The sequence below is a fragment of the Pseudomonas saudimassiliensis genome, from assembly GCF_000939975.1.
GTDB classification, from domain to species: domain Bacteria; phylum Pseudomonadota; class Gammaproteobacteria; order Pseudomonadales; family Pseudomonadaceae; genus Halopseudomonas; species Halopseudomonas saudimassiliensis.
The window spans coordinates 2,518,789-2,544,689 of record NZ_LK391969.1 but is presented as its reverse complement, the minus strand read 5'-3'; the positions used below and the strand labels follow the sequence as shown (position 1 = coordinate 2,544,689).

Annotated in this window: 23 protein-coding genes and 2 tRNA genes; 9 read left to right on the top strand and 16 right to left on the bottom strand. The window is 63.7% G+C overall.

Annotated features, from left to right (window positions below; translation table 11 throughout):
• The first annotated feature begins 23 nt into the window (after positions 1 to 23).
• The 4 genes from VG99_RS11695 (at position 24) to zapE (ending at position 5,655) form a co-directional block, all read left to right on the top strand.
• Entirely contained in the window at positions 24 to 1,352 is a 1,329-nt protein-coding gene (locus VG99_RS11695; RefSeq protein ID WP_044500145.1) for an amidohydrolase, read from the top strand.
• Between the two features lie 244 nt (positions 1,353 to 1,596).
• On the top strand, positions 1,597 to 3,657 hold the full coding sequence (locus tag VG99_RS11690) for an autotransporter family protein (protein WP_044500144.1): 2,061 nt from the start codon (positions 1,597 to 1,599) through the stop codon (positions 3,655 to 3,657).
• 172 nt (positions 3,658 to 3,829) lie between these two features.
• Positions 3,830 to 4,513, top strand: coding sequence for a hypothetical protein (locus VG99_RS11685; protein ID WP_052508789.1), 684 nt, complete (start codon positions 3,830 to 3,832; stop codon positions 4,511 to 4,513).
• Positions 4,514 to 4,551: 38 nt separating this feature from the next.
• On the top strand, positions 4,552 to 5,655 hold the full coding sequence (gene zapE, locus VG99_RS11680) for a cell division protein ZapE (protein WP_044501615.1): 1,104 nt from the start codon (positions 4,552 to 4,554) through the stop codon (positions 5,653 to 5,655).
• A gap of 42 nt (positions 5,656 to 5,697) precedes the next feature.
• Here zapE and VG99_RS11675 read toward each other — a convergent pair.
• The 7 genes from VG99_RS11675 to hrpB all read right to left on the bottom strand — a co-directional run bounded on the left by VG99_RS11675 (position 5,698) and on the right by hrpB (position 11,615).
• Positions 5,698 to 5,774 (bottom strand) — tRNA-Asp (locus VG99_RS11675).
• A gap of 13 nt (positions 5,775 to 5,787) precedes the next feature.
• Positions 5,788 to 5,863 (bottom strand) — tRNA-Val (locus tag VG99_RS11670).
• A gap of 60 nt (positions 5,864 to 5,923) precedes the next feature.
• A complete protein-coding gene (gene yghU, locus VG99_RS11665) occupies positions 5,924 to 6,766 on the bottom strand; it encodes a glutathione-dependent disulfide-bond oxidoreductase (RefSeq protein ID WP_044500142.1) in 843 nt (280 codons plus the stop codon).
• Positions 6,767 to 6,868: 102 nt separating this feature from the next.
• Positions 6,869 to 7,174: a TOBE-like domain-containing protein gene (locus tag VG99_RS11660; protein ID WP_082050038.1), complete on the bottom strand. Its 306-nt coding sequence runs from the start codon at positions 7,172 to 7,174 to the stop codon at positions 6,869 to 6,871.
• Positions 7,175 to 7,741: a TMEM165/GDT1 family protein gene (locus VG99_RS11655; RefSeq protein WP_044500138.1), complete on the bottom strand. Its 567-nt coding sequence runs from the start codon at positions 7,739 to 7,741 to the stop codon at positions 7,175 to 7,177. It lies immediately after the preceding gene.
• 234 nt (positions 7,742 to 7,975) lie between these two features.
• Complete coding sequence (locus VG99_RS11650; protein ID WP_044500136.1) at positions 7,976 to 8,995, bottom strand: methyltransferase; 1,020 nt, start codon at positions 8,993 to 8,995, stop codon at positions 7,976 to 7,978.
• Between the two features lie 79 nt (positions 8,996 to 9,074).
• Positions 9,075 to 11,615, bottom strand: a complete 2,541-nt coding sequence (hrpB, locus tag VG99_RS11645) for an ATP-dependent helicase HrpB (RefSeq protein ID WP_044500135.1) — start codon at positions 11,613 to 11,615, stop codon at positions 9,075 to 9,077.
• Positions 11,616 to 11,729: 114 nt separating this feature from the next.
• Between hrpB and VG99_RS11640 the strand changes: the two genes are divergently transcribed.
• The 5 genes from VG99_RS11640 to VG99_RS11620 all read left to right on the top strand — a co-directional run bounded on the left by VG99_RS11640 (position 11,730) and on the right by VG99_RS11620 (position 15,793).
• Complete coding sequence (locus tag VG99_RS11640; protein ID WP_044500132.1) at positions 11,730 to 12,140, top strand: hypothetical protein; 411 nt, start codon at positions 11,730 to 11,732, stop codon at positions 12,138 to 12,140.
• Complete coding sequence (locus VG99_RS11635; RefSeq protein WP_044500130.1) at positions 12,140 to 13,063, top strand: cation diffusion facilitator family transporter; 924 nt, start codon at positions 12,140 to 12,142, stop codon at positions 13,061 to 13,063. Before VG99_RS11640 ends, VG99_RS11635 begins: the two co-directional genes overlap by 1 nt.
• Positions 13,064 to 13,350: 287 nt before the next feature.
• Complete coding sequence (locus VG99_RS11630) at positions 13,351 to 13,839, top strand: Lrp/AsnC family transcriptional regulator (RefSeq protein WP_044500128.1); 489 nt, start codon at positions 13,351 to 13,353, stop codon at positions 13,837 to 13,839.
• Between the two features lie 28 nt (positions 13,840 to 13,867).
• Complete coding sequence (locus tag VG99_RS11625) at positions 13,868 to 14,068, top strand: DUF2788 domain-containing protein (RefSeq protein WP_044500127.1); 201 nt, start codon at positions 13,868 to 13,870, stop codon at positions 14,066 to 14,068.
• A 75-nt stretch (positions 14,069 to 14,143) separates the two neighbouring features.
• Positions 14,144 to 15,793, top strand: coding sequence for an acyl-CoA dehydrogenase family protein (locus VG99_RS11620; protein ID WP_044500126.1), 1,650 nt, complete (start codon positions 14,144 to 14,146; stop codon positions 15,791 to 15,793).
• 407 nt (positions 15,794 to 16,200) lie between these two features.
• Here the strand turns inward: VG99_RS11620 and VG99_RS11615 are convergent, their stop codons facing one another.
• The 9 genes from VG99_RS11615 to mutL all read right to left on the bottom strand — a co-directional run bounded on the left by VG99_RS11615 (position 16,201) and on the right by mutL (position 25,882).
• Positions 16,201 to 17,490 (bottom strand): adenylosuccinate synthase, encoded by a 1,290-nt coding sequence (locus VG99_RS11615; RefSeq protein ID WP_044500124.1) that lies wholly within the window; start codon positions 17,488 to 17,490, stop codon positions 16,201 to 16,203.
• 73 nt (positions 17,491 to 17,563) lie between these two features.
• A complete protein-coding gene (locus VG99_RS11610; RefSeq protein WP_044500123.1) occupies positions 17,564 to 18,769 on the bottom strand; it encodes an ATP phosphoribosyltransferase regulatory subunit in 1,206 nt (401 codons plus the stop codon).
• A 73-nt stretch (positions 18,770 to 18,842) separates the two neighbouring features.
• A complete protein-coding gene (locus VG99_RS11605; RefSeq protein ID WP_044500121.1) occupies positions 18,843 to 19,028 on the bottom strand; it encodes a DUF2065 domain-containing protein in 186 nt (61 codons plus the stop codon).
• A 122-nt stretch (positions 19,029 to 19,150) separates the two neighbouring features.
• On the bottom strand, positions 19,151 to 20,023 hold the full coding sequence (gene hflC, locus VG99_RS11600) for a protease modulator HflC (RefSeq protein WP_044500120.1): 873 nt from the start codon (positions 20,021 to 20,023) through the stop codon (positions 19,151 to 19,153).
• Positions 20,023 to 21,231 (bottom strand): FtsH protease activity modulator HflK, encoded by a 1,209-nt coding sequence (hflK, locus tag VG99_RS11595; RefSeq protein WP_044500118.1) that lies wholly within the window; start codon positions 21,229 to 21,231, stop codon positions 20,023 to 20,025. Before hflK ends, hflC begins: the two co-directional genes overlap by 1 nt.
• Positions 21,232 to 21,349: 118 nt before the next feature.
• A complete protein-coding gene (hflX, locus tag VG99_RS11590; protein ID WP_044500116.1) occupies positions 21,350 to 22,651 on the bottom strand; it encodes a ribosome rescue GTPase HflX in 1,302 nt (433 codons plus the stop codon).
• Between the two features lie 17 nt (positions 22,652 to 22,668).
• Positions 22,669 to 22,920: an RNA chaperone Hfq gene (hfq, locus tag VG99_RS11585; RefSeq protein ID WP_044500115.1), complete on the bottom strand. Its 252-nt coding sequence runs from the start codon at positions 22,918 to 22,920 to the stop codon at positions 22,669 to 22,671.
• A gap of 124 nt (positions 22,921 to 23,044) precedes the next feature.
• Entirely contained in the window at positions 23,045 to 24,019 is a 975-nt protein-coding gene (miaA, locus tag VG99_RS11580) for a tRNA (adenosine(37)-N6)-dimethylallyltransferase MiaA (protein WP_044500113.1), read from the bottom strand.
• Positions 24,020 to 25,882, bottom strand: coding sequence for a DNA mismatch repair endonuclease MutL (gene mutL, locus VG99_RS11575; protein WP_044500112.1), 1,863 nt, complete (start codon positions 25,880 to 25,882; stop codon positions 24,020 to 24,022). It abuts the gene before it with no gap.
• Positions 25,883 to 25,901: the final 19 nt, after the last annotated feature.

Sequence of the window (25,901 nt, the reverse complement as noted above, 5' to 3'; positions counted from 1 at the left end):
CTCAACAGGGCAGACCCATCATCATGCTTCGTCATTCCCTTCTCCCCGGCTTGACCGCCGGCCTCCTGTTCAGCCTCGGTGCCTACGCCCAGACACCGGTCACCGACCTGGAACAGCAAATCCGCAAGGATACCGCCGCCATCGAAGAACAGCTCATCGCATGGCGCCGGGACATTCACCAGCACCCGGAGCTGGGTGAGCAGGAAACCCGCACCGCCCGCCTGGTGGCCGAGCACCTCAAGGAGCTTGGCCTGGAAGTGCAGACCGAAGTCGGCCGCACCGGCGTGGTCGGTATTCTCAAGGGCGCCAAGCCCGGCCGCACGGTGGCCCTGCGTGCCGATATGGACGCCCTGCCGGTGAAGGAACCGGCAGGCCTGCCCTTCGCCTCCCAGGCGACCGGCATCTACCATGGCACCGAAGTCGACGTGATGCATGCCTGCGGGCATGACGCCCACACCGCCATGTTGATGGCCACCGCCGAGGTGCTGGCGGGCGTGCGCGACCAGATCGAAGGCACCGTCATGTTCATCTTCCAGCCCGCCGAGGAGGGTTCCAGCCTGGTGCAACCCGGCCCGGATGCCAGCTGGGGTGCCAAGCTGATGCTTGAAGACGGCCTGTTCAAGTCGGTCAAACCCGATGCCATCTTTGCCATGCATGTCATGCCTGGCCCCACCGGTGAGATCAGCTGGCGCAGCGGTGCTACCACGGCGGCCAGCGACATGCTGAACATCACCGTGACCGGCCACCAGGGCCATGGCGGCATGCCGTGGAACACCATCGACCCGGTTGTCGCTTCAGCCCAGGTAATCAACGGCGTGCAAACCGTGGTCAGCCGCAAGGCCAACCTGACCCGCTCCCCCGCCGTGGTGACCATTGGCAGCATCCATGGCGGCAGCGGTCCGAACATTGTTCCCGAGACAGTAGAAATGGCCGGCACCATCCGCACCTACGACCAGGGTGTGCGCGACAAGCTGCGCGACGATCTGACGCTGAGCGCCGAGAAGATCGCCGAAAGCGCCGGTGCCACCGCCAAGGTGTCCATCGAGCCGATGTACAGCACCACCATCAACGATGCCGAGCTGACCGAGAAGATGGCGCCGGTACTGGAGCGCGCCGCTGACGGCAAGGTCGCCACTGCCGAGTTGCCCGGCGCTGCTGAAGACTTCTCCTTCTTTGCCCAGGAAGCGCCCGGCCTGTACGTTTTTCTCGGGATCACCCCGGAGGGCCAGGACCCGGCCACCGCCGCGCCTAACCACAACCCGGAATTCTTCGTCGATGAAAGCGCGCTGGTTGTGGGGAGTCGCGCCATGGCGATGATGGCAGTCAACTTCCTCGCCAACCAAGAGGACTGATTCCTGCCTCCCCTGTGCCGGGCCCCTGTGGTCCGGCATCTGCGCGTCCATACAGTTGAAAATATATGCAAACAGAGCCAGAATCGGCGCCGGCGCCAGTTGAACCGGAAAAGGACAGACCGGCCCACCTGAATCTGGAATCTGCTTTCTCGACAAGCTGTCGCCCAATCAATGCTGGCGTTGTTGAAGTGCTTCCGTAACAAAAATCTGCGTCCTCCTGCCGGGCGTAGCTACGGAGCTTCACATGAACCTCAACAAACCTACCCTGCTCGCGAGCATCATCAGTTCGACCCTGATGAGCGGCGTACTGCATGCCGCCACCACGCTGGACATGGCTATCGTCATCGACGAATCCGGCTCCATGTCCGGTGAACACAACGCCTTCATCGGCACCTATGTGCGCAACCTCGACAGCATGCTCAAAGAGCAGAACGTCACCTTGAACCAGTACGGTCTGGTGGGCTTCGGCGGCGCAACCTATACCCCGCCTTCCGCCCACGAAGCAGGCCGCGAACAGGGCGCGGATTTCTACCGCCATTTCAACCTGTCACTCGATCCTGACAACGTATGGGGCACGGCGGACGACTTTCACGCCATCACCTCGGAACTGGTGACCACCGGTGGGACAGAAGACGGTTACCGGGCCATCGATTACACCTTCCGCAATTTCGACTTCCGACCCACCGCCGGCGCCTCGATCATGCTGATCACTGATGAGGATCGGGACAACGACCGTACCAACCTTGACACCTCGCACCTGCCCAGCGGCATGACCGAAATCGACAAGGCCTACATCCAGGCCCAGTTGGCGCAGTACAACACTGTTGTCCACGCTGTCGTCAGTCAGCGTTTCACCGATCTGGACGGTAACCCCGCCATCGCCGTGGTAGGCGCCGACCCGGCCACCGGCTACGCCTATGTGAAGGACGCGTCGGGCGTGATCACCAAGGTGCAGGGCTACATCCTGCAATCAGCCGACGGCACTACCCAAGCCGATTACACCGAGCTGGCGCTGACCAGTGGCGGCACGGCGATGGATATCGATGGCCTACGCAGCGTATATACCGACGCTGACGCCCTGGCGGCGCTGAGCGGCGAGCTGGCCAAACTGGTAGCCGAAATCTCCGCCGGGCAGACCCCGGTTGTCGGCATCGACTGTAACGCTGCCAGCGGCGTCGCCGCGCAAATCTGCAGCGCCATTGCCGCTTCCAACAACACAGGATTGCAGCAGATCGGTCAGCAAATAAATAACCCCAGGCAATACCGTCAACTCAATCAGTACCAGGTCAGCCAGATGCTGCGCACCGCTGCGGCCAACAGCCGCCACGTGCGCCGCGTGGTGCTGGACCGGCTGTCCGACCTGCGCCGCACCGGCATGGCCAGCAACGACATCCACTTGATGAACTACAGCAATGCCAACGTCAACCTGTCGCCGGATATGGTCGACTCGATGCGGTTGGTCCGGGGTGGCGCGGCCTCGGGCGATCAGGGTGACGTGGGTTACTTCATTCGCGGCATCTACACGCGCGGTGATTATGACGACACCTCAGCGGCCCCGGGCTATGACAGCACGACCTACACCCTGGTGGCGGGTGCCGACCGTTACGTCAGCGACGCCCTGCAACTGGGTGCGGCTCTGCACTATTCAACCACTGACTCGGACTTTTCCGGGGTGGGTGGCGGTACCGAGGCCGACACCTGGGGTGGAATCCTGTATGGCTCACTGGAGCTGGGCCCGGAGCTGTATCTGGAGAGCAACCTGAGCTACAGCCGCGCCAACTTCGATACACGTCGCGACAGCGGCTTCGGCGTGCTCGAAGGTGATACCGATGGGGATATCTGGAACCTGTCGGTGGGCGTGGTGAAATCCATGCTGGTGCGCAACCTGGCGATTCAGCCCTTCGCCTACCTGCATTACACCGACGTCGAGATCGATGGCTTCACAGAGAGTGGCGGCGCCGCTGCGCTGCGGGTCGGCAGCAGCGATATCCAGTCGCTGGTGTCCGAACTCGGTTTCACCACCGCGGTGCAGTTCTCCGACACCCTGACCGGCGACCTGCGCCTGGCCTGGGAACATGAGTTCGAGGACGATGGCACCTCGGTGCGTACCGCCTTTGTGGCTGCCCCCGGTAACGTATTCGATAGCCGCACGCCGTCGCAGTCGTCGGACTATGGCCGCGTTGGGGTGGGGCTGACCAAGGACATGGGTGTCAATCGTAGTCTCGCGCTGCGGGCGGAAACCCTGGTCGGCCATAACAACTACGATGAGCACTCCGTTGAGATACGCTTCCGGCAGAATTTCTGACCTATCCGGCGCTGCGGTCACGCATGGTGATCGCAGCGGTTTCACCGGGCCGACAGCTTCGCTGTCGGCCCGCCTATTCATCGGCTGGGTGCTGCTTTGGTTGGCATCCGGCTGCGCTCCCCTTTCTTCGCCCTCGCTCAAGGAAATAGCCAACCAGGCTGGCCTCCAACCCGTGTCTCTAGCAGGCGGTGACTATCTGCTGCATTCCTATCAACGAGAAGTCGCCGGGCGCCATGCCCTCGTGTTTATCGAGGGCGACGGCCGCCCCTGGCGCGCCGGCGGCCGGGTTGTATCCCCGGATCCAACCCCCGCCAGGCCACAGGCCCTGATCTGGATGGGCCAGACATCGGGTCCGGCTCTTTATCTGGGACGCCCCTGCTATGGGGTGCAGGCGGCGCCCGGCTGCGATCCCCTGCTCTGGACCTACGGCCGCTATTCCACAGCGGTGGTAGACAGCATGGTCCTCGGGCTAGGCGACTGGCTTGATCAACATCCAGATATCGAAACCATTACGCTGGTGGGCTATTCCGGCGGCGGCGTACTGGCCTTGCTGCTGGGCGAACGGGATCTACCGGTCACGCAGGTGATCACCCTGTCCAGCCCGGTGGATACCGATATCTGGTCCGATCATCACCGTTACGGTCGGCTGTTTGCCTCCCTTAATCCCGCAGCGATCAGGCTCTGGCGAGCGGACCGTCAGCGTTATCTGTATTTCGGTGCCAACGACACCCAGGTGCCCCCGCCGCTGTTCATTGGGTCGGCCAAACAGATCCCCCATGCACAGCTGCATATTGTTCCAGGCGTGGGACACCAATGCTGCGCGCCGACCATCTGGCTACCGCAACACACCCCCTGACCAGCAGCCCCATGGCCGTTGCTGGTAAACTGCACGCCATGACTATGCAATCACCCCTGGCCGCGTACCAGCAGGCCATCGCCCATCAGGGCTTTATTCCCGATCCTGCCCAACAGCACGCCATTGACCATCTGCAGCACTGCTTCGAGGCGCTGCACGAGCCCGGCGCGCCCGCACCCCGGGGCGTCTACTTGTGGGGCCCGGTAGGCCGCGGCAAGACCTGGCTGATGGACAGTTTCCACAACAGCTTGCAGGTGCCCAGTCGGCGCCAGCATTTTCACCACTTCATGCAGTGGGTGCATCGGCGGCTATTCCAGCTGACTGGCACCGCCGACCCGCTCAGTACCATCGCCCGGGAGTTGGCGGCGGAAGTACGGGTGCTGTGTTTCGATGAACTCTTCATCAGTGATATCGGCGATGCCACCCTCCTTGGCCGGCTGTTCCTGACGCTGTTCGATGAAGGCGTGGTGCTGGTGGCTACCTCGAACCAGCCGCCGCATCAGTTATACGAGCACGGGCACAACCGTGAACGCCTGCTACCCGCACTCGCCGCCATTGAACAGCACATGCAGGTGGTAGACGTGGATGGCGGCCAGGACCACCGCCTGCACCCCGGCCAGGCGCACCCACGTTACTGGGTGAACAACCCGACAGCCCTGGTTGACGTTTTCACCCGGCTGTGCCCCGCCGGTGCCGTATCCAGCGCCCCAGTGATGCTGAACCACCAGCAACTGCACCCACTGCGGCACTGCACCGAGGCCATCTGGTTCACCTTTGCCGAACTCTGCGAACGGCCGTTGGCCGCCACGGACTTCATGACCCTGTGCGACAGTTATCCGGTGATCTTGTTGGGAGAGGTCCCGGCGCTCAGCGGCGCCGAGCGGGAAGCGAGGATTGCGCGGGGTACCGAGGATGCGGTGGAGCAAGTGAAGGCTGGCGACCGTGCCCTGCCGGCGCTGTCGAAACAGGACGACAGCGTCCGCCGGCTGATCGCCCTGGTGGATGAATGCTATGACCGCCGCATACCGCTGTATATCGAAGCGGCAGTGCCCTTGACCGAGCTATACACCCAAGGCGCCCTCACCTTCCCGTTCCGCCGCACCCTCAGCCGTCTGCAGGAAATGCAGCTGGCGCGCTTCTGAAACGAAAAACCCTCGCATCTCTCGATGCGAGGGTTTCGGATATGGCGCAGCGGACGGGACTCGAACCCGCGACCCCCGGCGTGACAGGCCGGTATTCTAACCAACTGAACTACCGCTGCGCGTTACCTCGAGTGGTGGGTGATGACGGGATCGAACCGCCGACCCTCTGCTTGTAAGGCAGATGCTCTCCCAGCTGAGCTAATCACCCATTTGCTCTCGAAGTGGGGCGCATTCTAGACAGGTTTTACCGTTATGGCAACTCCGCTGCTCACTGATCGAAATCACTGGCCGAATGCCGCTCCGGCACCTGCTCGCCCAGTTCACCCCAGGTGCGGTTGACCTTGCGGCCGCGCTGCACCGCCGGGCGCTGGCCGATCTCCTCGGCCCAGCGCAGCACATGGGTATAGCTGTGGGCTTCGAGGAATTCCGCGGCCTCGTACACCTGGTTGGTCGCCACCCCGCCGTACCACGGCCAGATCGCCATATCGGCAATACTGTACTGATCACCCGCAATGTAGCGGTTATCCGCCAACTGCCGGTTCAGCACGTCGAGCTGGCGCTTGACCTCCATGGTGTAGCGGTTGATCGGGTACTCGAACTTTTCCGGGGCGTAGGCGTAGAAGTGCCCGAAGCCGCCGCCCAACAGGGGTGCGCTACCCATCTGCCAGAACAGCCAGTTCAGGCACTCGGTGCGTCCGGCCAGGTCGTGGGGCAGGAAGTGGCCGTACTTCTCCGCCAGGTAGACCAGGATTGAGCCGGATTCGAACACCCGCAGCGGCGGGTTGACGCTGGTGTCCAGCAGTGCCGGGATCTTCGAGTTGGGGTTGATCCCGACAAAGCCGCTGCCGAATTGGTCGCCTTCCTGGATGCGGATCAACCAGGCGTCGTACTCGGCCTCGCCGATGCCCAGTTCCAGCAGCTCCTCGAGCATGATGATGACCTTGACGCCGTTGGGGGTCGCCAGCGAATAGAGTTGCAGGGGGTGCTCGCCGCGGGGCAGTTCACGCTCGTGGGTGGGGCCGGCGACGGGCCGGTTGATATTGGCGAACTTGCCGCCGTTGTCCTTATCCCAGGTCCAGACCCTCGGTGGCACGTAGGCTGAATGGCTCATCTGATCCTCCCATCGGTGGCCGGTCGGGTATCGACCGGCAAACAGTGCAGGTAAGGATAGTAACCCTGGCCGGTGGCGCAGGCCACCGCCGCCAGGGCCGGCTCAGATCGCTTGCAGCTCGCTGTCGTCGAGGAACACCCGACTGCTGACCGGCCTGATCCAGGCATCGCCGCCCTGCAGCAGGCCTAGCTCGCGGAACCGGTGTTTGCTCAGTTCCGCCTGGACCAGGGTTTCGCTATGGTCGGTACGCAGCTCCAGCCGCACCCTCGGGCCGACCACCGAGACCAGATCAATGCGCGCGTGCAGCGCATCATCGCTACCCTGGCTCGACACCTCATTACAACCACCGACTCGAGCGCCTCCCACCCCGGGCGCGGGTCCTTGGGGGTCCTCCTGGGAAGGAAGCATCTAGCTCCAGGCTAACCAGCCGGCATAGACACCAAGCAGCAAGAAGATAACGGCGGTAATACCGCGGATCAGGCCCAGCGGTAATTTTCCGGCCACGGCGTGGCCCAGAAATACCACGGGCACGTTCGCCAGCATCATGCCCAGCGTAGTACCCAGCACCACCCACAGATAGGCATCGAATTGTGCGGCCAGGACCACGGTCGCCACCTGGGTCTTGTCACCCATCTCGGCGAGAAAGAAGGCGACCAATGCCGCCATGAAAGCGCCGTAGCGGCTGATCGGTGGAGTATCGTCTTCATCGAGCTTGTCCGGCACCAGGGTCCAGGCGGCCACGGCCAGGAAGCTGATGGCGAGCAGGATGTAGAGCCAGGTATCGCTCAGCAGGCCTGCGATCAGCTGACCTACCGCACCGGCCAACGCATGGTTGGCAATGGTGGCAAACAGGATGCCCCAGATGATCGGCCAGGGTCGACGAAAACGCGCCGCCAGCAGCAACGCCAGCAACTGGGTCTTGTCGCCGATCTCCGCCAGCGTCACCACTCCGGTTGAAACGAAAAAGGCTTCCAAGGATATTCCGAAAGAGGGCGGGTCGAGCATTCCAATGACATATGCGCACCCCCGCCCTCGGCTGGTGCACCTATGTCAAAGGTCTCGTCAGACCCGGGTCACCTGGGGTGACGGCAGGGCCGCAAACGCCACGGCCTGCGGGCCGATCGTGTTGACGTTTGCCGTGGAAGGCTGGCTTCCGGAGAGACTACTCCCCTAAGACGGCGGCCACTGTAGCAAGGCCCGCCGGTCGAATCAACCCGGCGCAACGGCCGAGTACACCTTGAACCGGCTGGTCTCGCGCAGGACCGTGCAGGGTCCGATGTGATCTTCGATAAGCGGTGGGTACTTGAGAAATCCGTTGGCGACGATGCGCAATTCGCCGCCGGGCAGTAGATTGCGCGTCACCTTGTTGAAAAATTCCTCGGCAATGCTGGTGTCGTGGCGGATGCCGGTATGGAACGGCGGATTGCTCACCACCCCGGCAAAGCGGCCATGCACATCACTCAAGCCATCGGATGGATAGACCTGCCCTTCTACCCCATTGGCCCGCAGGGTCTGCTCGGCGCAGTACAGCGCCAGGGCATCAACGTCCACCAGGTCGAAGCGGCTGTCGGGGTTGCGCCGGGCCAGCACTGTGGCCAGCACACCGGCCCCGCAACCGAAATCCAGCACCCGGCCCGCTGGCAGCGGTGCCAGTTCTTCCAGCAGCAACTGGCTGCCCTCGTCCAGCCGCCCATGGCTGAACACACCCGGCAGGCTGACCAGCTCTACCGTCTGGTCCGGAAAGGCCAATTGCACGGAGCGCTGCCAATCCGCCAGCTGGAACGGCTTGGCCCCCTCCTGGACCACGCAGCGCCACAGCTGGCAATGGCGAGCGGAGTCAAGCTTCTCGATCGCGGTGCCATGGGCGGCGAGCAGTTTCTCCGCCCGGCTGATCCCGCCCTTCTTCTCGCCGACCAGATATAGCGGACAGCCGGCCCGCAGCAGCGGGACTATCTGGGCCAGGGCAAACTCGGCCCGTTCGATGGCCTTGGGCATCATCAGGATCGCGGCATCCAGCTCGGTCACGGCCGGGCACAGATGGGAGAAGCGCAGATGCTCCTCGTCCAGGCTGCCGCTCAGGCCTTGCTGCACGAAGTAATCCCAGGTCCAGACATGCCAGTCGGCCGGGAGCTGCCGGGTCAGGCCATCCACCGGAGGATTGACCAGCAGCAGGCGCTGGCCGGCAAACAGCTCGGCGCTGCGTTCGAGTATCTGACTGGTGTTGTCCATGGCTGTGCTCCGTAGGTGAACCGGGCCGGGCATTGTACGCGCGCGAGGCACTGGCTTAAAGGCGATCGGCTTGCTGGTTTCAGCCCTTGCGCGGCTTGGCCCGGGTAGTCGGCTCGGCCTGGAGCGGATCGTCTGGCCAGTAGTGCTTGGGATAGCGGCCCTTCATGTCCTTCTTGACCTCCGCATAGCTGCCACTCCAGAACCCCGCCAGATCCTGGGTCACCTGCACCGGCCGGCGGGCCGGTGACAACAGGTGCAACTTCAATGCCACCCGGCCCTGGGCGATGCGGGGGGTATCACGGCTACCGAACAGCTCCTGCAGACGCACCGCCAGTACCGGCGGCTGCTCGCTGTAGTCGATGCGGATGCGGGACCCGGTCGGCACCGTCCAATGGGTCGGCGCCAGCTCATCCAGCTGCTGCGGGAGCGGCCAGGGCAACAGCCCGGTGAGAATGGCCGGCAGGTCCAGGTTGGCAAAATGGGCCAGGCGGCTGACCCGGTCCAGCCAGGGCGCCAGCCAGTCTTCGAGACTGTCCAGCAGCGCCTGGTCGGACACATCCGGCCAGGCGCTGTCCGCGCCCTGCTCCATATGCAGCTGCCTGAGCAACAATACTCGCGCCTGCCACTGCCGCAGCGCTGGCGTCCAGGGCAGCAGCGCGAGCCCCTGCTTGCGCACCACATTACAGAGCGCGCGGCTGCGCTGGGCCGGATCGATATCGGCCAGCGGCTCGCGGCGCAGCACCAGCGTGCCGATACGCTGTTGGCGCTCGGCGACCAGGGCTTCGCTGCGCGGGTCCCATTCCAGGGTCTGCTCCTGGTGCAGCATCTCCGGCAGGTATTGGGTCAACCAGCCGGGATCCAGCGCCGCCGCCAGGAAGATGCGCGCGTTGCGCTGGTCAGCGTGCCCACCGAGGCTGGCGACTACCAGCCAGGGTTGCTGCTGCAGGCTGTCGACCTGGGCGAAGGCGGCGGCGCGGCCATTGGCCAGCCGATAGTCGGCGCCCTGCTCGCCCCGACGCTGGGCAATGCGGTCCGGGTAGGCCAGCGCCAGCAGCAGGCCGGCCCAGCGTTCGTGGCCCGGTTCCGGCAGCTGCTGCGTGATGCCGTGTCGTTCGATCAGTCGCTGCCACTGCCCGGCGAGCTGGCGCGCCCGCTGCAGCGCGCCGCGATCCAGTGCTGGTTCGCCCGCCGGCTGGTCGAACAGGGCCAGTCGGCGAGCGATATCCGCATCATCCACCCCGCGCAGGAGATCCCGTTCACCCAGAATCGCGGCCAAGCGGCAGGCCTGGCGACCCAGCCCGAGCTGCTGACCACGCAACAGCATGTGGGCCAGGCGCGGGTGCATGGGTAGAGCGGCAATGGCGCTGCCATGGTCGGTCAATTGCCAGCCGCGGGCAGTACGCGCCAGTGCCCCCAGTTGTTCGAGCAACTCCCGGCCCTGCTGCAGCGCCGCCGCTGGCGGCCGGTCCAGCCAGCGCAGCTCGGTGGGATCATCCACGCCCCATTGCGCCAACTGCAACGCCAATGGCGCCAGGTCAGCCTGCAAAATTTCCGGCTGGCCCTGGGCCGCCAATTGATCGTGCTGGCCCGCCGACCACAGGCGGTAACAAACTCCCGGCTCGGTGCGCCCGGCCCGGCCCGCCCGTTGCTCGGCGGCGGCTCGGGAGATACGTCGGGTATGCAGCCGGGTCATGCCGGAGACCGGGTCAAAGGCTGGCTCGCGGCGCAAGCCGGAGTCGATGACCACCCGCACTCCCTCGATGGTCAGGCTGGTCTCGGCGATCGGCGTGGCCAGCACCATCTTGCGCCGCCCCGCCGCCGGCGGGCTGATCGCCTGGCGCTGGGCGGCGAAATCCAAGTCGCCATACAGCGGCGTAATATCCACTTCAGGATGATCCGCAAGGGCGTCCTGCAGCCGGCGCTGCAGCCGGCGAATTTCCGCCGCCCCGGGCAGAAATACCAGCAGGCTGCCGGTTTCCGTCGCCAGCGCTTCCAGGATGGTACGTTCCAGCAGGGGCTCCAGCGGCTGGCCAGGGGAAAACGGGGCCCCATGGTGAATCTGCACCGGGTACTGCCGGCCCAGACTGCTGACCAGCGGCGCATCATCCAGCAGCCGACTGACCGCAGCCGCATCCAGCGTGGCCGACATTACCAGCAGCCGCAGCGGCGGATCATCGCGCAGGTATTGCTGGGTCTGCAGGCACAGCGCCAACCCGAGGTCGGCGTCCAGGCTGCGCTCATGGAACTCATCGAAGATCACCAGTCCCACACCCGGCAACTCCGGGTCCGCCTGCAGCAGGCGCTGCAGTATGCCCTCGGTCACCACCTCGATGCGGGTGGCGGCGCTGACCTTGCTGTCCAGGCGGATGCGATAGCCGACCGTCTGCCCCACCGCCTCACCCAGCATCTGGGCCAGCCGTTCGGCGGCGGCCCGAGCCGCGAGCCGGCGCGGTTCCAGCAGGATGATCTTCTGCCCGGCCAACCATTCGCTGCGCAGTAGCGCCAGCGGCACCAGGGTGGTCTTGCCGGCACCGGGTGGTGCCTGCAGCACCACGGCGGGCGAACGGGCCAGCTGCTGATCCAGTTCGGTCAGCACGGCTTGTACGGGCAGATCAGTCATACTCAGGGGTATCCGGCGCAAAGGGAGGCATTATAGCCACCCCCGGCTTCAAGCCGTCAGCCCGGCGGCGTATAGTAAGCGCGTCTGGTTAAGTTGCCATCTTCGAGGAATATCATGCGTTTGAAAGCTCTGGCCAGCATCATGCTGTCCACCACCTTGATCACCCAGCTGACCGCGTGCGGCACGGTTTTCTACCCTGAACGTCGTGGCCAGATCAGCGGCGAGATCGATCCCGGCGTGGCGATTCTCAATGGCATGGGACTGTTGTTCTATATCATCCCCGGCCTGATGGCCTTTGCCGTGGACTTCGCCACCGGCGCTATCTACTTCCCGGATGACCGCTACACCCTGGCGCCCGAGCGGCTGCAGCAGGCGGTCGATGCCCAGGGGCAGATCGATCCGCTGAAGCTGGAAGCCATCCTCGAGCAGGACCTGGGTCTGCGGGTCCCGATGCAGCAGGCGCGCCTGCTCAACAGCCCTGATGCTACCCAACTGGCCATGCTCGGTCTGCCGGCCCGGGGTTGATGGACGGCGCTGACGCCCGGCAGCTGGGCACCCGCAACGCCCGGCTGCTGCGGCTGGCCACCTATGCCTCGATTTCGGTAGCGCTGGCGCTGATCGTGCTCAAGGCGGCGGCCTGGTACATGTCCGGTTCGGTGAGCCTGCTCGCCTCGCTAATCGACTCGCTGATGGACGCCGGGGCCTCGTTGATCAACCTGGTCGCGATTGCCTACGCCCTGACCCCAGCCGACAAGGGCCATCGCTTCGGTCACGGCAAGGCCGAGGCGCTGGCCGGCCTGGCCCAATCGGTGTTCATCGCCGCATCGGCGCTGCTGGTGCTGCAGCAGGGCATCGACCACCTGCTCCATCCCCGGCCGGTCGAGGCCGCCTGGGTGGGGGTGGCGGTGATGCTGGTCTCCATCCTGGCTACCCTGGGGCTGCTCGGCTTCCAGCGCCATGTGATCCGGCATACCGGCTCCACGGCGATCCGCGCTGATGCCCTGCACTACCGCTCCGATCTGCTGATGAACATCAGCATTATAGTGGCACTCATCCTGGCCTATTACGGCCTGCCCGGTGCTGATGCCCTGTTCGGCATCGCCATTGCGCTGCTGATCGGCTTCAGTGCCCTGCAGATCGGCCGCGACGCGGTGCAGATCCTGATGGACCATGAACTGCCCGACGCAGTGCGCAAGGAGGCCCTGGCACTCGCCCGTGCCGTACCCGGTGTGATTGACGTGCATGACCTGCGCACCCGGGAATCGGGTCAGCAATGGTTCATGCAGCTGCATCTGGAACTGCCGGGTGAGTTGTCCCTGACCGATGCCCATGAACTGGGTGAGCAGGTCCGGCATGCCATCATCCGGCGCTTTCCCCAGGCCGACGTACTGGTGCACAAGGATCCGGTGCACGAAACTGCAGCTGCACAAACGCCAACGGCCGACTGAGTCGGCCGTTGGCGCTGGGGTCCGTAAGGTATCCGGATGGGATACTGCCTGTCCTCCGTGCCTTGTGGGCTGGGGTGGCCGGGTGACGAATCGATCCGATGGGATCGTTCGTCGCAGGGCTGCTCGTGTGGAGCGCCTGTGTGGACTCGCCGGCCAGGGCTTGAAACTTGTGATTATGGTAACGCCACAGCCGCACCATTTCTTGCCTTTTATTGCCCACCCAATGCAGTATTGCGCAACCATATCGCGATATATGACAAAACCACGCAATAAAGGTGAGCGAGACCATGCATGAAAACAATCTGGACCGGTATGACCTGAAAATCCTGGCTGCCCTGCAGCAGGACGCCCGCATCAGCAACCAGGAACTGGCCGAACGCATCGGCCTGTCACCCTCGCCCTGCTCGCGACGGGTGAAACAGCTGGAGGAAGCCGGTTATATCACCCGCCAGGTAGCGCTTCTCGATCCGCAGAAACTTGGCCTGACCCTGACCGCCTTCGTGATGATCGGCATGGACCGCCATACGCCCGACCGCTTCGCCGGCTTCGAGGAGACTATCCGCAAATGCCCGGAAGTGTTGAACTGCAGCCTGGTCACCGGCATGGACGCCGATTATCAACTGCGCGTCGTGGTACCGGATATGGATCATTACCAGCAATTTCTGCTCGGCACTCTGACCCGCATCGAGGGCGTGTCCAGCGTGCGTTCCAGCTTTGTCCTGAACCAGGTGGTATCTAGTACGGAATTGCCGCTCAACCATCTGGTCACAAAATAGACTCCCTTTTTCCTGACAGGAGACCATAGTGTCCTACGAAGAATTTGAAGCCCTCGCCCTGCCCCTGAGTATTTTCGCCCTGGTCGCCTTCATGGGCTTCATCGTCTGGGACCTGGCGAAGAAATCCAAGGCCGGCCGCTACGGCACCATGGTGCTGTTCTTCGCCCTTGGCCTCGGCGTGCTGGGGTTCGTGATCAAGGCCGTGATTCTTGGTAGTGTGGAAGGCTGAGATCGACCACCACCGCAGGGCTGCTGGATGAGCGATCTCCGCCGACGATAACAACAAGCATCGGAGTATTGCGCCATGAACCTGCATCAGTATGCGGAAACCCACGAAGTCACCAACCAGGTGCCGCCGCTGGACGGTATCAACCTGTACCGCAGCGACCTGGCGCTGCAACACTGGGTGCGGCATTACCAGGGTGGCTGGGCAGACGATGAACTGGCCGCCTACGGGGCGCTGGGCGGCGGCCCCCTGATGCAGGCTGGCTTCCAGGCCAACGACAACCTGCCGGTCTTCCATAGCCATGATCGCCAGGGCCACCGGATCGACCTGGTGGAGTTTCACCCGGCCTATCATGAACTGATGCGCGCCGGCATCGCCCATGGCATCACCAGCGCACCCTGGACGGCGCCGCGCCCCGGCGCCCACGTTGCCCGCGCGGCAACCATGTACCTGCACAACCAGGCCGAAGCCGGCACCAGTTGCCCGATGACCATGACCTTCGCCTGCGTGCCGGCACTGCGCCTGCAGCCGGACCTGGCTAAGCAGTGGTTGCCGAAGATCCTGTCGCGCCAATACGACCCACGCAATCTACCCATGGCAGACAAGACCGGCCTGACCATCGGCATGGCCATGACCGAGAAACAGGGCGGCACTGATGTGCGGGCCAATACCACCCGGGCCTGGCCCATAGGCCAGCCCGGCCCCGGCCAGACCTACGAGCTGCTGGGCCACAAATGGTTCTGCTCGGCGCCCATGTGCGACGCCTTTCTCACCCTGGCGCAGACCGACAAGGGACTGAGCTGCTTCCTGCTGCCCCGCCATCGCCCCGACGGCAACCGCAACCAGTTCTATATTCAGCGACTCAAGGACAAACTGGGCAACCTGGCCAACGCCTCGAGCGAAGTCGAGTTCCGCGGCGCCCTGGCCTGGATGATCGGCGAGGAAGGTCGCGGCGTGCCAACCATCATTGAAATGGTCGCCCTGACCCGCTTCGATTGCATGGTCGGCTCCAGCTCGCTGATGCGCCAGGCCCTGGCCCAGGCCAGTCACCACTGCGCCCACCGCAACGTTGGCGGCCGCCCGCTGATCGAACAGCCCCTGATGCAAAACGTGCTGGCCGACCTCGCCCTGGAAAGCGAAGCCGCCCTGGCCCTGACCATGCGCATGGCCCACGCCCTGGACCATGCCGATGATCCGCACGAGGCCGGCTTTGCCCGACTGGTTACCGCCATCGGCAAGTACTGGATTTGCAAACGCGCCCCGGCGATGATCAACGAAGCGCAGGAATGCCTCGGCGGTGCCGGCTACGTGGAAGACAGCATCCTGCCGCGGCTATATCGCGAAGCTCCGGTAAACTCGATCTGGGAAGGCTCCGGCAACGTGCAGTGCCTGGACGTCCTGCGGGCGCTGTCCAAGGAGCCGGGGATAGTCGAGATGCTGTTTGCCGAGCTGGGCGATGGCGCGGGTGATCCGCGCCTGCGGGCGCATATCAGCCAGCTACAGCAACACTTTGCCGACAAGGATGACATTCAGTATCGCGCCCGCCAGCTGACCGAAGATGTGGCCGTGGCACTGCAGGCAAAGCTGCTGCTGGAAGCCGGCGACAATACCGTAGCCGACGCCTTTATCGCCAGCCGCCTGCAACAGCCCGGTCGCGTCTACGGCACCCTGCCCCGCGGGCTGGATGTGCAAGCGCTGATCGAGCGAGCGCGCCCGCAGATAACTTGACTCGGGCAAACCTGCCTCCACCCCGCGCTCACCTGCCCTCAGCAACTCATGAGTCGACAGGACGGTGCTGGGCGGTTGCCCTTGGCGAACCGTGTGCGGCCATGGACGGCCGCACACGAGCGCCACGGATGGCACGGGTGCGTGTTCGCCAAGGGCAGCTGCCCGGCACCGTCTAACGCCGTGCGTGCCGCACAGATGACTGCGGAGCTGGCGGCAAGGCGGTCAGTTTAGAAGGAGCTCGATCTTCCGGAGGACGTACTGGCTGGTGGTATAGCGTTTGCCGGCAACAGTGGCGGTGCTGGGAATTTTGGTACGAGCTGGTGCTCGAACCGCCCAGGGCGGGCACCAGCACCTCCCATGAGCAAAAAAAGCGCCCCGCGGGGCGCTTTTTCAGTGCAGCATACGGCTTAGAAAATCTGCCGCTGGATAATGGTCTCGTTACGGTCCGGACCAGTGGAGATGATGTCGATCGGCGTGCCGACCAGCTCCTCGATCCGCGCAATATAGGCGCGGGCGTTGGCCGGAAGCTCCTCCAGGGTCTGCACCCCGAGGGTGGACTCGCTCCAACCGGGTACTTCCTCGTACACCGGCTCCAGGCCGATGTAGCTATCGGCGTCGCTGGGCGCTTCCAGGACGTCGCCGCCCGCGTTGCGGTAACCCACACAGATCTGGATCACATCCAGGCCGTCGAGCACGTCCAGCTTGGTCAGGCACAGGCCACTGATGCTGTTGATCTCAACTGCGCGGCGCAGGATCACGGCATCGAACCAGCCGCAACGACGGGCGCGACCGGTAGTCGAACCGAACTCGTGGCCACGCTGGGCCAAACGCTCACCGATGTCATCGAACAGCTCGGTGGGGAACGGACCCGAACCTACCCGGGTGGTGTAGGCCTTGGTGATGCCCAGCACGTAATCCAGGTACAGGGGACCGAAACCGGAACCAGTAGCCGTACCGCCAGCCGTGGTGTTGGAGCTGGTCACGTAGGGGTAGGTGCCATGGTCGATGTCCAGCAGAGAGCCCTGGGCACCCTCGAACATGATGTTGGCCCCTTCCCGGCGCAGCACGTGCAGGCGCGCGGTCACGTCTTCCATCAGCGGCTTGAGCCACTCGGCATATTCCATTGCCTCATCCAGCGTCTTCTGGAAATCGATGGGCTCGACCTTGTAGTAATGCTGCAGCGCGAAGTTGTGGTAGTCCAGCACCTCGCCCAGCTTGGCGGCAAAGCGCTCGCGGTGGAACAGGTCGGCTACCCGCAGGCCCCGGCGGGATACCTTGTCCTCGTAGGCCGGGCCGATACCGCGACCGGTGGTACCGATCTTGGCTTCACCGCGGGCCAGCTCACGGGCCTGATCCAGCGCCACGTGGTAGGGCAGGATCAGCGGACAGGCCGGGCTGATGCGCAGACGATCACGCACCGGCACACCCTTGGCTTCCAGGCCGGTCAACTCCTTGAGCAGCGCTTCGGGGGACAGCACCACACCGTTACCGATGTAGCACATCACGTTTTCACGCAGGATCCCGGAGGGAATCAGGTGCAGGACAGTTTTCTCACCATCGATCACCAGCGTATGACCGGCGTTGTGTCCGCCCTGATAACGCACCACGGCGGATACCTGGTCGGTCAGCAGATCGACGATCTTGCCCTTGCCTTCATCACCCCATTGGGTGCCCAGGATGACAACATTCTTACCCATGTTCAGCTCTTGCCTCACTCGTTAGGAACCGGCCCACTGGGCCATGGAATCACACCCGGACGACGGTGAAACGCTACGCGTTTCCGGCGTCCCTAGTCAGTTCTTTTACCTGCCAACCCGCACTCTCGAACTGCAGGATCCGATTGCAACCAAAGGCGGCAGCTTCGGCATCAAGCTGACCGGGCAACGCAACGATCACCCGCTCGCCGGCGGCGCGCAGCTGCATGACCTTGTCGTGCAGGCCAGGCTGGTCCGCATGGGGTGCCCAGATGCCCTGGTCACGACTATCACCTTCGATCTGCCCACAGGCCACCAGCAAACGGAGATCCGTGGAAAAACCGGTGGCCGGCCGCGCCCGACCAAAATCCCGACCGATATCATCGTAGCGACCACCCTGGGCGATACTTTGCCCCGTGCCCGGGACGAACGCAGCGAAGGTCACACCCGAGTGATAGTGGTAGCCACGCAGCTCCGCCAGATCGAAATACAGCGGCACCTCGGGGTAGCGGCGGGCGATCACCTGGGCAATTTCCGCCAGCTCATCCAGCGCCGCCAGAATCACCTCAGGCGCACCATCGAGCATGATATGGGCGCGCTCCAGCACCTCGACACCACCAGACAACTCGGCCAGGCTGCGCAACATGGCCGCCAGGCCCGGCTGTTCGATACGCGAGGTCAGCTCGTGGACTTCATCCAGGGCCTTGCGCTGCAGGGCATTGAACAGCGCCCGCTCCTCAGGCCCGACCAGCCCCGCCGCCTCGACCAGACCACGGTAGATGCCCACATGGCCGATATCCAGGTGCACACCGGCGACCCGTGATGCCGCCAGGGTTTCCAGCATCAGCGAGATGACTTCGATATCGCTGGTACTGGAGGCGTCCCCGTAGAGCTCCGCACCCAACTGAATCAGGCTGCGCGAGGTGGACAATGGCCGGGGCAGCGTGTGCAGCACGCTACCGCAATAGCATAGGCGACTGGGACCTTCCGCGCCCAGGGTATGCGCATCGATGCGCGCCACCTGGGGTGTGATGTCGGCGCGCAGGCCGAGCATGCGCCCGGACATCTGGTCGATCATCTTGAAGGTTTGCAATTCCAGATCATGACCGGAGCCGGTCAGGAGAGATTCGAGGTACTCGATATGCGGGGTGATGACCAGGTCATACCCCCAGCGGGAGAACAGATCCAGCAATTGCCGGCGGGCTGCTTCGGTACGTGCGGCCTCTTCCGGCAGCACTTCTTCGATCCCGTCAGGCAACAGCCAGCGATCAACAGTAGGCATTTTCAAAACCTTTATTACGTAAGGGTCGTGACGTTCCAGCGCCGGGCTCGCAGCAGTCAAACACCAACCAACCCTAGCGGATCAGATATAAGCAGGCAGTACCCGCCAGCATGCTCAGCAACCCCGCAACCCGTAGTTGCCGGTCGCTCATACCGCTCACTTCGACCAGCATGCGCTTCCACATACGGGGTGCCAGAAAGGGCATCAGGCCTTCGAGGACCAGCACCAGACACAGCGCCGCGGCCAGACTCTGCCACATCAACTCGAACCTCTCCCCGGGAACTGCCGGTCACAAAAAAGCCGGGATGACCCGGCTGCGCGATTGTAGCATGTTTTTGGCGGGCCACACCCATTCAATGAATGAGTGCGGCCTGCGCCGAATCAAGGTTGCTGTGCGCCCTTGAAGAACTGGAAGAACTCGCTGTTCGGGTCCAGCACCAACACGTCGGACTTGTTGGCGAAGCTTTCCCGATACGCCTGCAGGCTACGGTAGAAGGAGTAGAACTCCGGGTCCTTGTTGTAGGCCTGGGCGTAGATGGATGCCGCCTCGGCGTCACCCTGACCGCGGATTTCCTCGGCTTCGCGGAAGGCTTCCGCCAGGATCACCCGCTGCTGCCGGTCCGCATCAGCGCGAATACCTTCGGCCAGCTCGCGGCCCTTAGCACGGTGTTCCCGGGCTTCACGCTCACGCTCGGAGCTCATCCGCTCGAACACGCTGCGGTTGACCTCACGGGGCAGGTCCATGCCCTTGACCCGTACGTCCACCACCTCGATACCCAGCTCGCGACGCGCGCTGTCGTTGAGGCCAGCGGTGATGTCCGCCATCAACTGATCGCGTTCACCGGCGACCACCTCGTGCAGGGTACGGCGCGCCACTTCGTTACGCAGGCCCGACTCCAGCTGGCGGGACAACCGCTCTTCGGCGATCGAACGCAGACCGGAGGTCGCGGTGTAGTAGCGCTGCACGTTGGCGATGCGCCACTTGGCGAAGGAGTCCACCATCAAGGCTTTCTTTTCCAGCGTCAGGTAACGCTGGGTGGTGGTATCCAGGGTCAGCAGCCGGCCGTCGAACAGCTTGGCTTCCTGCACGAAGGGCAGCTTGAAGTGCAGACCCGGCTCGACGTCGTCACGCACGACCTTACCGAACTGCAGCACCAGGCCACGCTGGGTCTGCTCGACGATGAAGAAGCTGTTCCAACCGACCACGATCACCACCAGGGCGATTATGAGTCCGAAAATCGACTTGTTACTCATCAGCGGGCCTCCCTTGAGCGCAGATCTCGCTGTTGCAGTTGTACCGGCAGACGGGTGCTGGCGTCAGCTCCGGTAGCGGACGGGACCGCCGCAGAGGATGACGACGAGGACGAACTACCGCCCTGCTGCATCAGCTTGTCGATCGGCAGGTACAGCAGATTGCTGCTGCCATCGCCCGACACCATGATCTTGCTGGTACTGCTCAGTACTTCCTGCATGGTTTCGATGAACATGCGCTCACGCATCACCTCTGGCGCCTGCTGGTATTCAGCGACCAGCAGGTTGAAGCGTTCGGCCTCACCCTCGGCCCTGGCGACCATCGCCTGACGGTAACCGGCAGCCTCTTCCAGCAGACGCTGGGCCTGACCGCGGGCTTCCGGAATCACGCCGTTGGCGTAGGATTCGGCCTGGTTGCGCTCGCGCACTTCGTCTTCCCGGGCACGGATCACGTCGTCGAAGGCATCCTGCACCTCGGCCGGGGCCTGGGCGCTCTCGATGTTGACCTGCACCACGGTAATACCGGTCTGGTAGGCATCCAGATAACGCTGCAGACGCTCGGTGGTCTCGACGCCCATCTGCTCACGGCCTTCGGTCAGTACCTGGTGCATCGGCGTGGAACCGACCACGTGACGCAGGGCACTTTCAGTGGCGTGGCGCAGACTGGTTTCCGGGTCTTCCACCTTGAGCACGAAGTCTTCCAGGTTGGAGATGCGATATTGCACCGCCAGCGGTACCTCGACGATATTCTCGTCCTCGGTCAGCATCTGCCCCTGTTGGCGATAGGAGCGCACCTGGGTGACGTTGCGCTGGAATTTCTTCTCGATCGGCGGGAAATAGATGTGCAGGCCGGATTCGACGGTACGGTTGTATTCACCGAAACGCAGCACTACTGCCTGCTCCTGCTCATCCACCTTGTAGATGGCATTGAACAGCCAGAACACGAAGATGATCAGACCGCCGATGATCCAGAGCCCCTTGGGGATCCCCTGACCGCCGCCGACCCGACGACCGCTGCCGTCATCGCCGGCACCGCCGCGCTTCTTGTTGCCGAAGATACCGTTCAGGCTGTCCTGCAGCTTGCGCAGCGCCTCATCCAGATCCGGTGGCCCCTGCTTGCCGCCACGATTGCCCCCGCCGCGGTTACCACCACTCCCCCAGGGATCCTGGTTGTTCGAGTTATTGCCACCACCAGGCTCATTCCACGCCATAGCGTTCTCCGTTATCTGAAACCATGAAACTGCATCTGCCGGCGTGGATGGCCGGCGCAGTCATTTCCGCAATCCTACAGCAAATCCAGGCGGCAGAGCGAACCGCTACCGCCATCCATTATTGCAAAGTGTGTTGTTCGAGAAACTTGTCCGGCTGCCAGCCTTCACGCTTGAGCAACCGGTTGAAGTCGCTGCGCTGCAGGCGCAGATCCAGTTCCTGACGGCCATCGGCAGCAATCCGCTCGGCGGTCACTGCACCGGCGGCGTAGAACTGGGCCCGTAACCGCGCCTCGTCATGCTCCAGCACAATGCTCTGCTGGACAATATCGTCCCCCAGTCGCTCGGCGATGGCCTGGGCAACCAGATCGAGGCCGCGGCCTTCCCGGGCGGATAGCCAGACGCGTACCGCCACACCATTGCCGTCGCGCTGGATCTGCGGCTCGAAGTTCTCCAGCAGATCGATCTTGTTGTAGATCTCCAGTATCGGCAGCGCGCTGGCACCAATCTCGTCCAGCACCAGGTTCACCTGTTCGATATGGGAGGTGCGCTCGGCATCGGCGGCGTCGATCACATGCAGCAGCAGGTCGGCCTGGCTGGATTCCTCCAGCGTGGCGCGGAACGCCTCGACCAGCTTGTGCGGCAGATGGCGAATGAAGCCCACCGTGTCGGCCATGATGGCCGGCCCGACATCGTCCAACTCGATCCGCCGCAGGGTCGGATCAAGGGTGGCGAACAACTGGTCGGCGGCATAAACCGCGGACTCGGTCAGGGTATTGAACAGGGTGGATTTTCCGGCGTTGGTATAGCCAACCAGGGAGACCACGGGGATTTCCGCCCGACGGCGGGCACGGCGCGCCTGGTCCCGTTGACTGCGGACCTTTTCCAGACGCTTGGTGATCTGCTTGATGCGCGCGCGTAACAGACGGCGGTCGGTTTCCAGCTGGGTTTCACCTGGGCCACGCAGGCCGATACCACCCTTCTGCCGCTCCAGGTGAGTCCAGCCGCGCACCAGGCGTGTACTCAGGTGGTCCAGCTGGGCCAGCTCGACCTGCAGCTTGCCCTCATGGGTACGGGCGCGCTGGGCGAAAATATCCAGGATCAGACCGGTACGGTCGATGACGCGGCATTCCAGCTCACGCTCGAGGTTGCGCTCCTGGCTCGGTGTCAGCACATGGTTGAAGATGACCAGGTCACCTTCGCCTGCCTTGACCAAAGCCCGCAGCTCTTCCACCTTGCCGGTGCCGATAAGAAAACGGGGACTGGGCTGATAGCGGGTAATGGTCAGGAAATCGACAATTTCCGCCCCGGCCGAACGCACCAGCTCCAGAAACTCATGAGGGTCTTCACGGCTCTGTTCATCCTGGCTTTCAAGATGAACGAGCACCGCCCGCTCACCACCCTCATGACGTTCAAAAAACAATCAGACCTCCCGTGCGGTCAAGGATTGCCCGCCTCGGCCTCATCGGCACCCTGCACCGGCAGACGCACCGGGCGACCGGGGACCACGGTGGAGATTGCATGCTTGTAGACCATCTGGCTGACAGTGTTCTTCAGCAGAATGACGAACTGGTCGAAAGATTCGATCTGGCCCTGCAGCTTGATGCCATTAACCAGATAGATGGATACCGGAACACGTTCCTTGCGCAGAACGTTCAGGTAAGGGTCTTGTAGAGAATGCCCTTTTGACATTGACTCACTCCTTATGGAAACCATTATGGGAACCGCTTAAATTGAAATGCATTATCCGGCCAGTCCATCAGGACGGACAGCCAGTATCCAGATGACTGCGTGACACCTGCGGCCTACATACGAGCTATATGGCGATTGACCCGAGGTATTTCAAGAGCTTGTCCGACCGTGCCGGATCCAGGCTGTCGAACCATTCGATATCCCCATGCCAACCGCGCAGCCAGGTAAACTGCCGCTTCGCCAACTGCCGGGTGGCAATCACACCGCGTTCGACCATCTCTTCCAGGGAGAGTTTCCCCTCGAGATAATCCCAAGCCTGCCGGTATCCCACTGCACGAACCGACGGCATCGACACATCCAGATCACCGCGCCCATACAGGGCTTCCACCTCGGCGAGAAACCCTTGCGCCATCATCTGCGAAAAGCGCAGAGCAATGCGTTCATGGAGGATATGTCGCTCACGGGGAGCCACAGCCACATAGCGCGTAGTATAGGACATATTTGCCCCGCCAGTCGCCCTGGTTTCGGCATTTTCCCTTGCCTGACGGGCATGCCAATCGGTCAGCGAGATGCCGCTCAGCAGAAAGACTTCATAGGCGCGCTGGATGCGCTGCGGATCGTTGGGATGAATGCGTGCGGCGGCCACCGGATCGACTTGCGCCAGCTCCCGATGGACGCCTTCCCAACCCACTTCGGCGGCCCGGCTTTCGATGCGCTGGCGCACCGCCGGGTCCGCCGCGGGCATCTGCGCGAGCCCGCCGGCCAGCGCCTTGTAATACAACATGGTACCGCCGACCAGCAGCGGGATACGGCCGCGTCCGAGAATATCCTCGATCAGTTGCAGGGCGTCCTGGCGAAAGCGCGCCGCGGAATACGCCTCGGCGGGGTCGAGGATATCCACCAGATGGTGGGGATAGCGGGCCAGGGTCTGGGCATCGGGTTTGGCGGTGCCTATGTCCATGCCGCGGTAGACCAGCGCCGAATCCACGCTGATCAACTCGCAGGGCAGGTGGTCGGCCAGGTGCAATGCCATATCGGTCTTGCCCGCCGCGGTCGGGCCCATCAGGCAGATCACGGTGGGCACGGGAGCGCTGGCCATCTAGCGGCCCCGCAGGAAGAGCTTGTCCAGCTCCCCCATGCTCATGCGCGTCCAGGTGGGCCGGCCGTGGTTGCACTGGCCACTGCGCTCGGTCTGCTCCATGTCGCGCAGCAGCCCGTTCATCTCCGCCAGGGTCAGCCGCCGATTGGCGCGTACCGAGCCGTGGCAGGCCATGGTCGCCAGCAGCTCGTTGCGGTGGGCCTCGATGCGGTCACTGGTGCCGAACTCCATGAGATCGGCCAATACATCCTGCACCAGCTGCGCGGCATCGGCCTGGCGCAGCAGCGCAGGGATTTCCCGTATCGCCAGGGTTTCCGGGCCCATGCGTTGCAGGGCAAAGCCCAACCGGGCGAACCAGTCGGCGTGCTCTTCAGCACAATCGGCCTGGCGCTCGCTCACCGCCAGCGTCTCGGGCACCAGCAGCGGCTGGCTACGTAACCCTTCCAGTTCCATTGCCTGTTTGAGGCGCTCATAGGTGATGCGCTCATGGGCCGCATGCATATCCACCACTACCAGCCCCTCGGCGTTCTCCGCCAGGATGAACACACCGTGCAGCTGCGCCAGGGCGTACCCCAGCGGCGGAATGGTCCCGGCCTCGCCCGCCGGCGGCATGGGCGCGGCGCCCGGATTGGCAGCGCCGCCATAGAGACCGGCATAGGCTTGGGTCGCCCCGGCCAGGGCCTGGGGCGACGGCCGATCCACTGCTGGGGTTGGGGCTGCGGTCCAGGCCGCTGCCGGCTCGCTCAACGGCATATGGGTCTGCCCGGAAAACACGCCGGCGCTCAGGCCGGTCGCCGCGGGCATGGGGGCCGACTGCAACACCTCGCCTGCCCCATCAGCGGCGCCCGCCTGGGAATCCGGCCGTTGGTCGGCCAGGGCCCGGTACAGGGTACTGAACAGGAAGTCGTGCACCATGCGGCCGTCACGGAAACGTACTTCGTGCTTTGTCGGGTGCACGTTGACATCCACTACCGCAGGGTCGACTTCGAGAAACAGCACAAAGGTGGGGTGACGGCCATTGAACAGCACATCGCGGTAGGCCTGGCGTACCGCGTGGGCCACCAGCTTGTCGCGGATCATCCGGCCGTTGACGCAGAAGTACTGCAGGTCGGCCTGGCTGCGGGAAAAGGTCGGCAAACCGACCCAGCCCCACAGGCGCAAACCGCTGCGTTCCTCATCGATGGTCACCGATTGTTCGACGAAGGCCGGGCCGCAGATGCTGGCCACCCGGCGGCGCGCCTCCTGCTCAGTCTGGGCCGGGCGCAGGCTCAGTACCGAGCGGCCGTTATGGCGCAGGTTGAAGGCCACATCGAAGCGCGACAGGGCCAGACGCTTGACCACCTCTTCCAGGTGGCCGAATTCGGTTTTCTCGGTGCGCAGGAACTTGCGCCGGGCCGGGGTATTGAAGAACAGGTCGCGGACTTCCACCGTGGTGCCCCGGGGATGCGCCGCCGGCTGTACCCGCGGATTCATGTCCCGCCCCTCGGTTTCCACCTGCCAGGCCTGGTCGGCCGACTCGGCACAGGAGGTCAGCAGCAGCCGTGACACCGAGGCCACCGAAGCCAGCGCCTCGCCCCGGAAGCCCAGGGTGGCTACCCGCTCCAGATCGTCGAGATCCATGATCTTGCTGGTGGCATGGCGGGAGAGCGCCAGGGGCAGGTCGCTCTCATCGATGCCGCAGCCATCGTCGCGCACCCGCAGCAACTTGACGCCGCCCTGCTCGACATCGATATCGATGCGCGTGGCGCCCGCATCGAGGCTGTTTTCCAACAGCTCCTTGATCACCGAGGCGGGTCGTTCGACCACCTCGCCAGCCGCGATCTGGTTGGCCAGTCGCGGATTCAACAACTTGATTCGGGGCATGTCAGACTTCGTTGGCAGT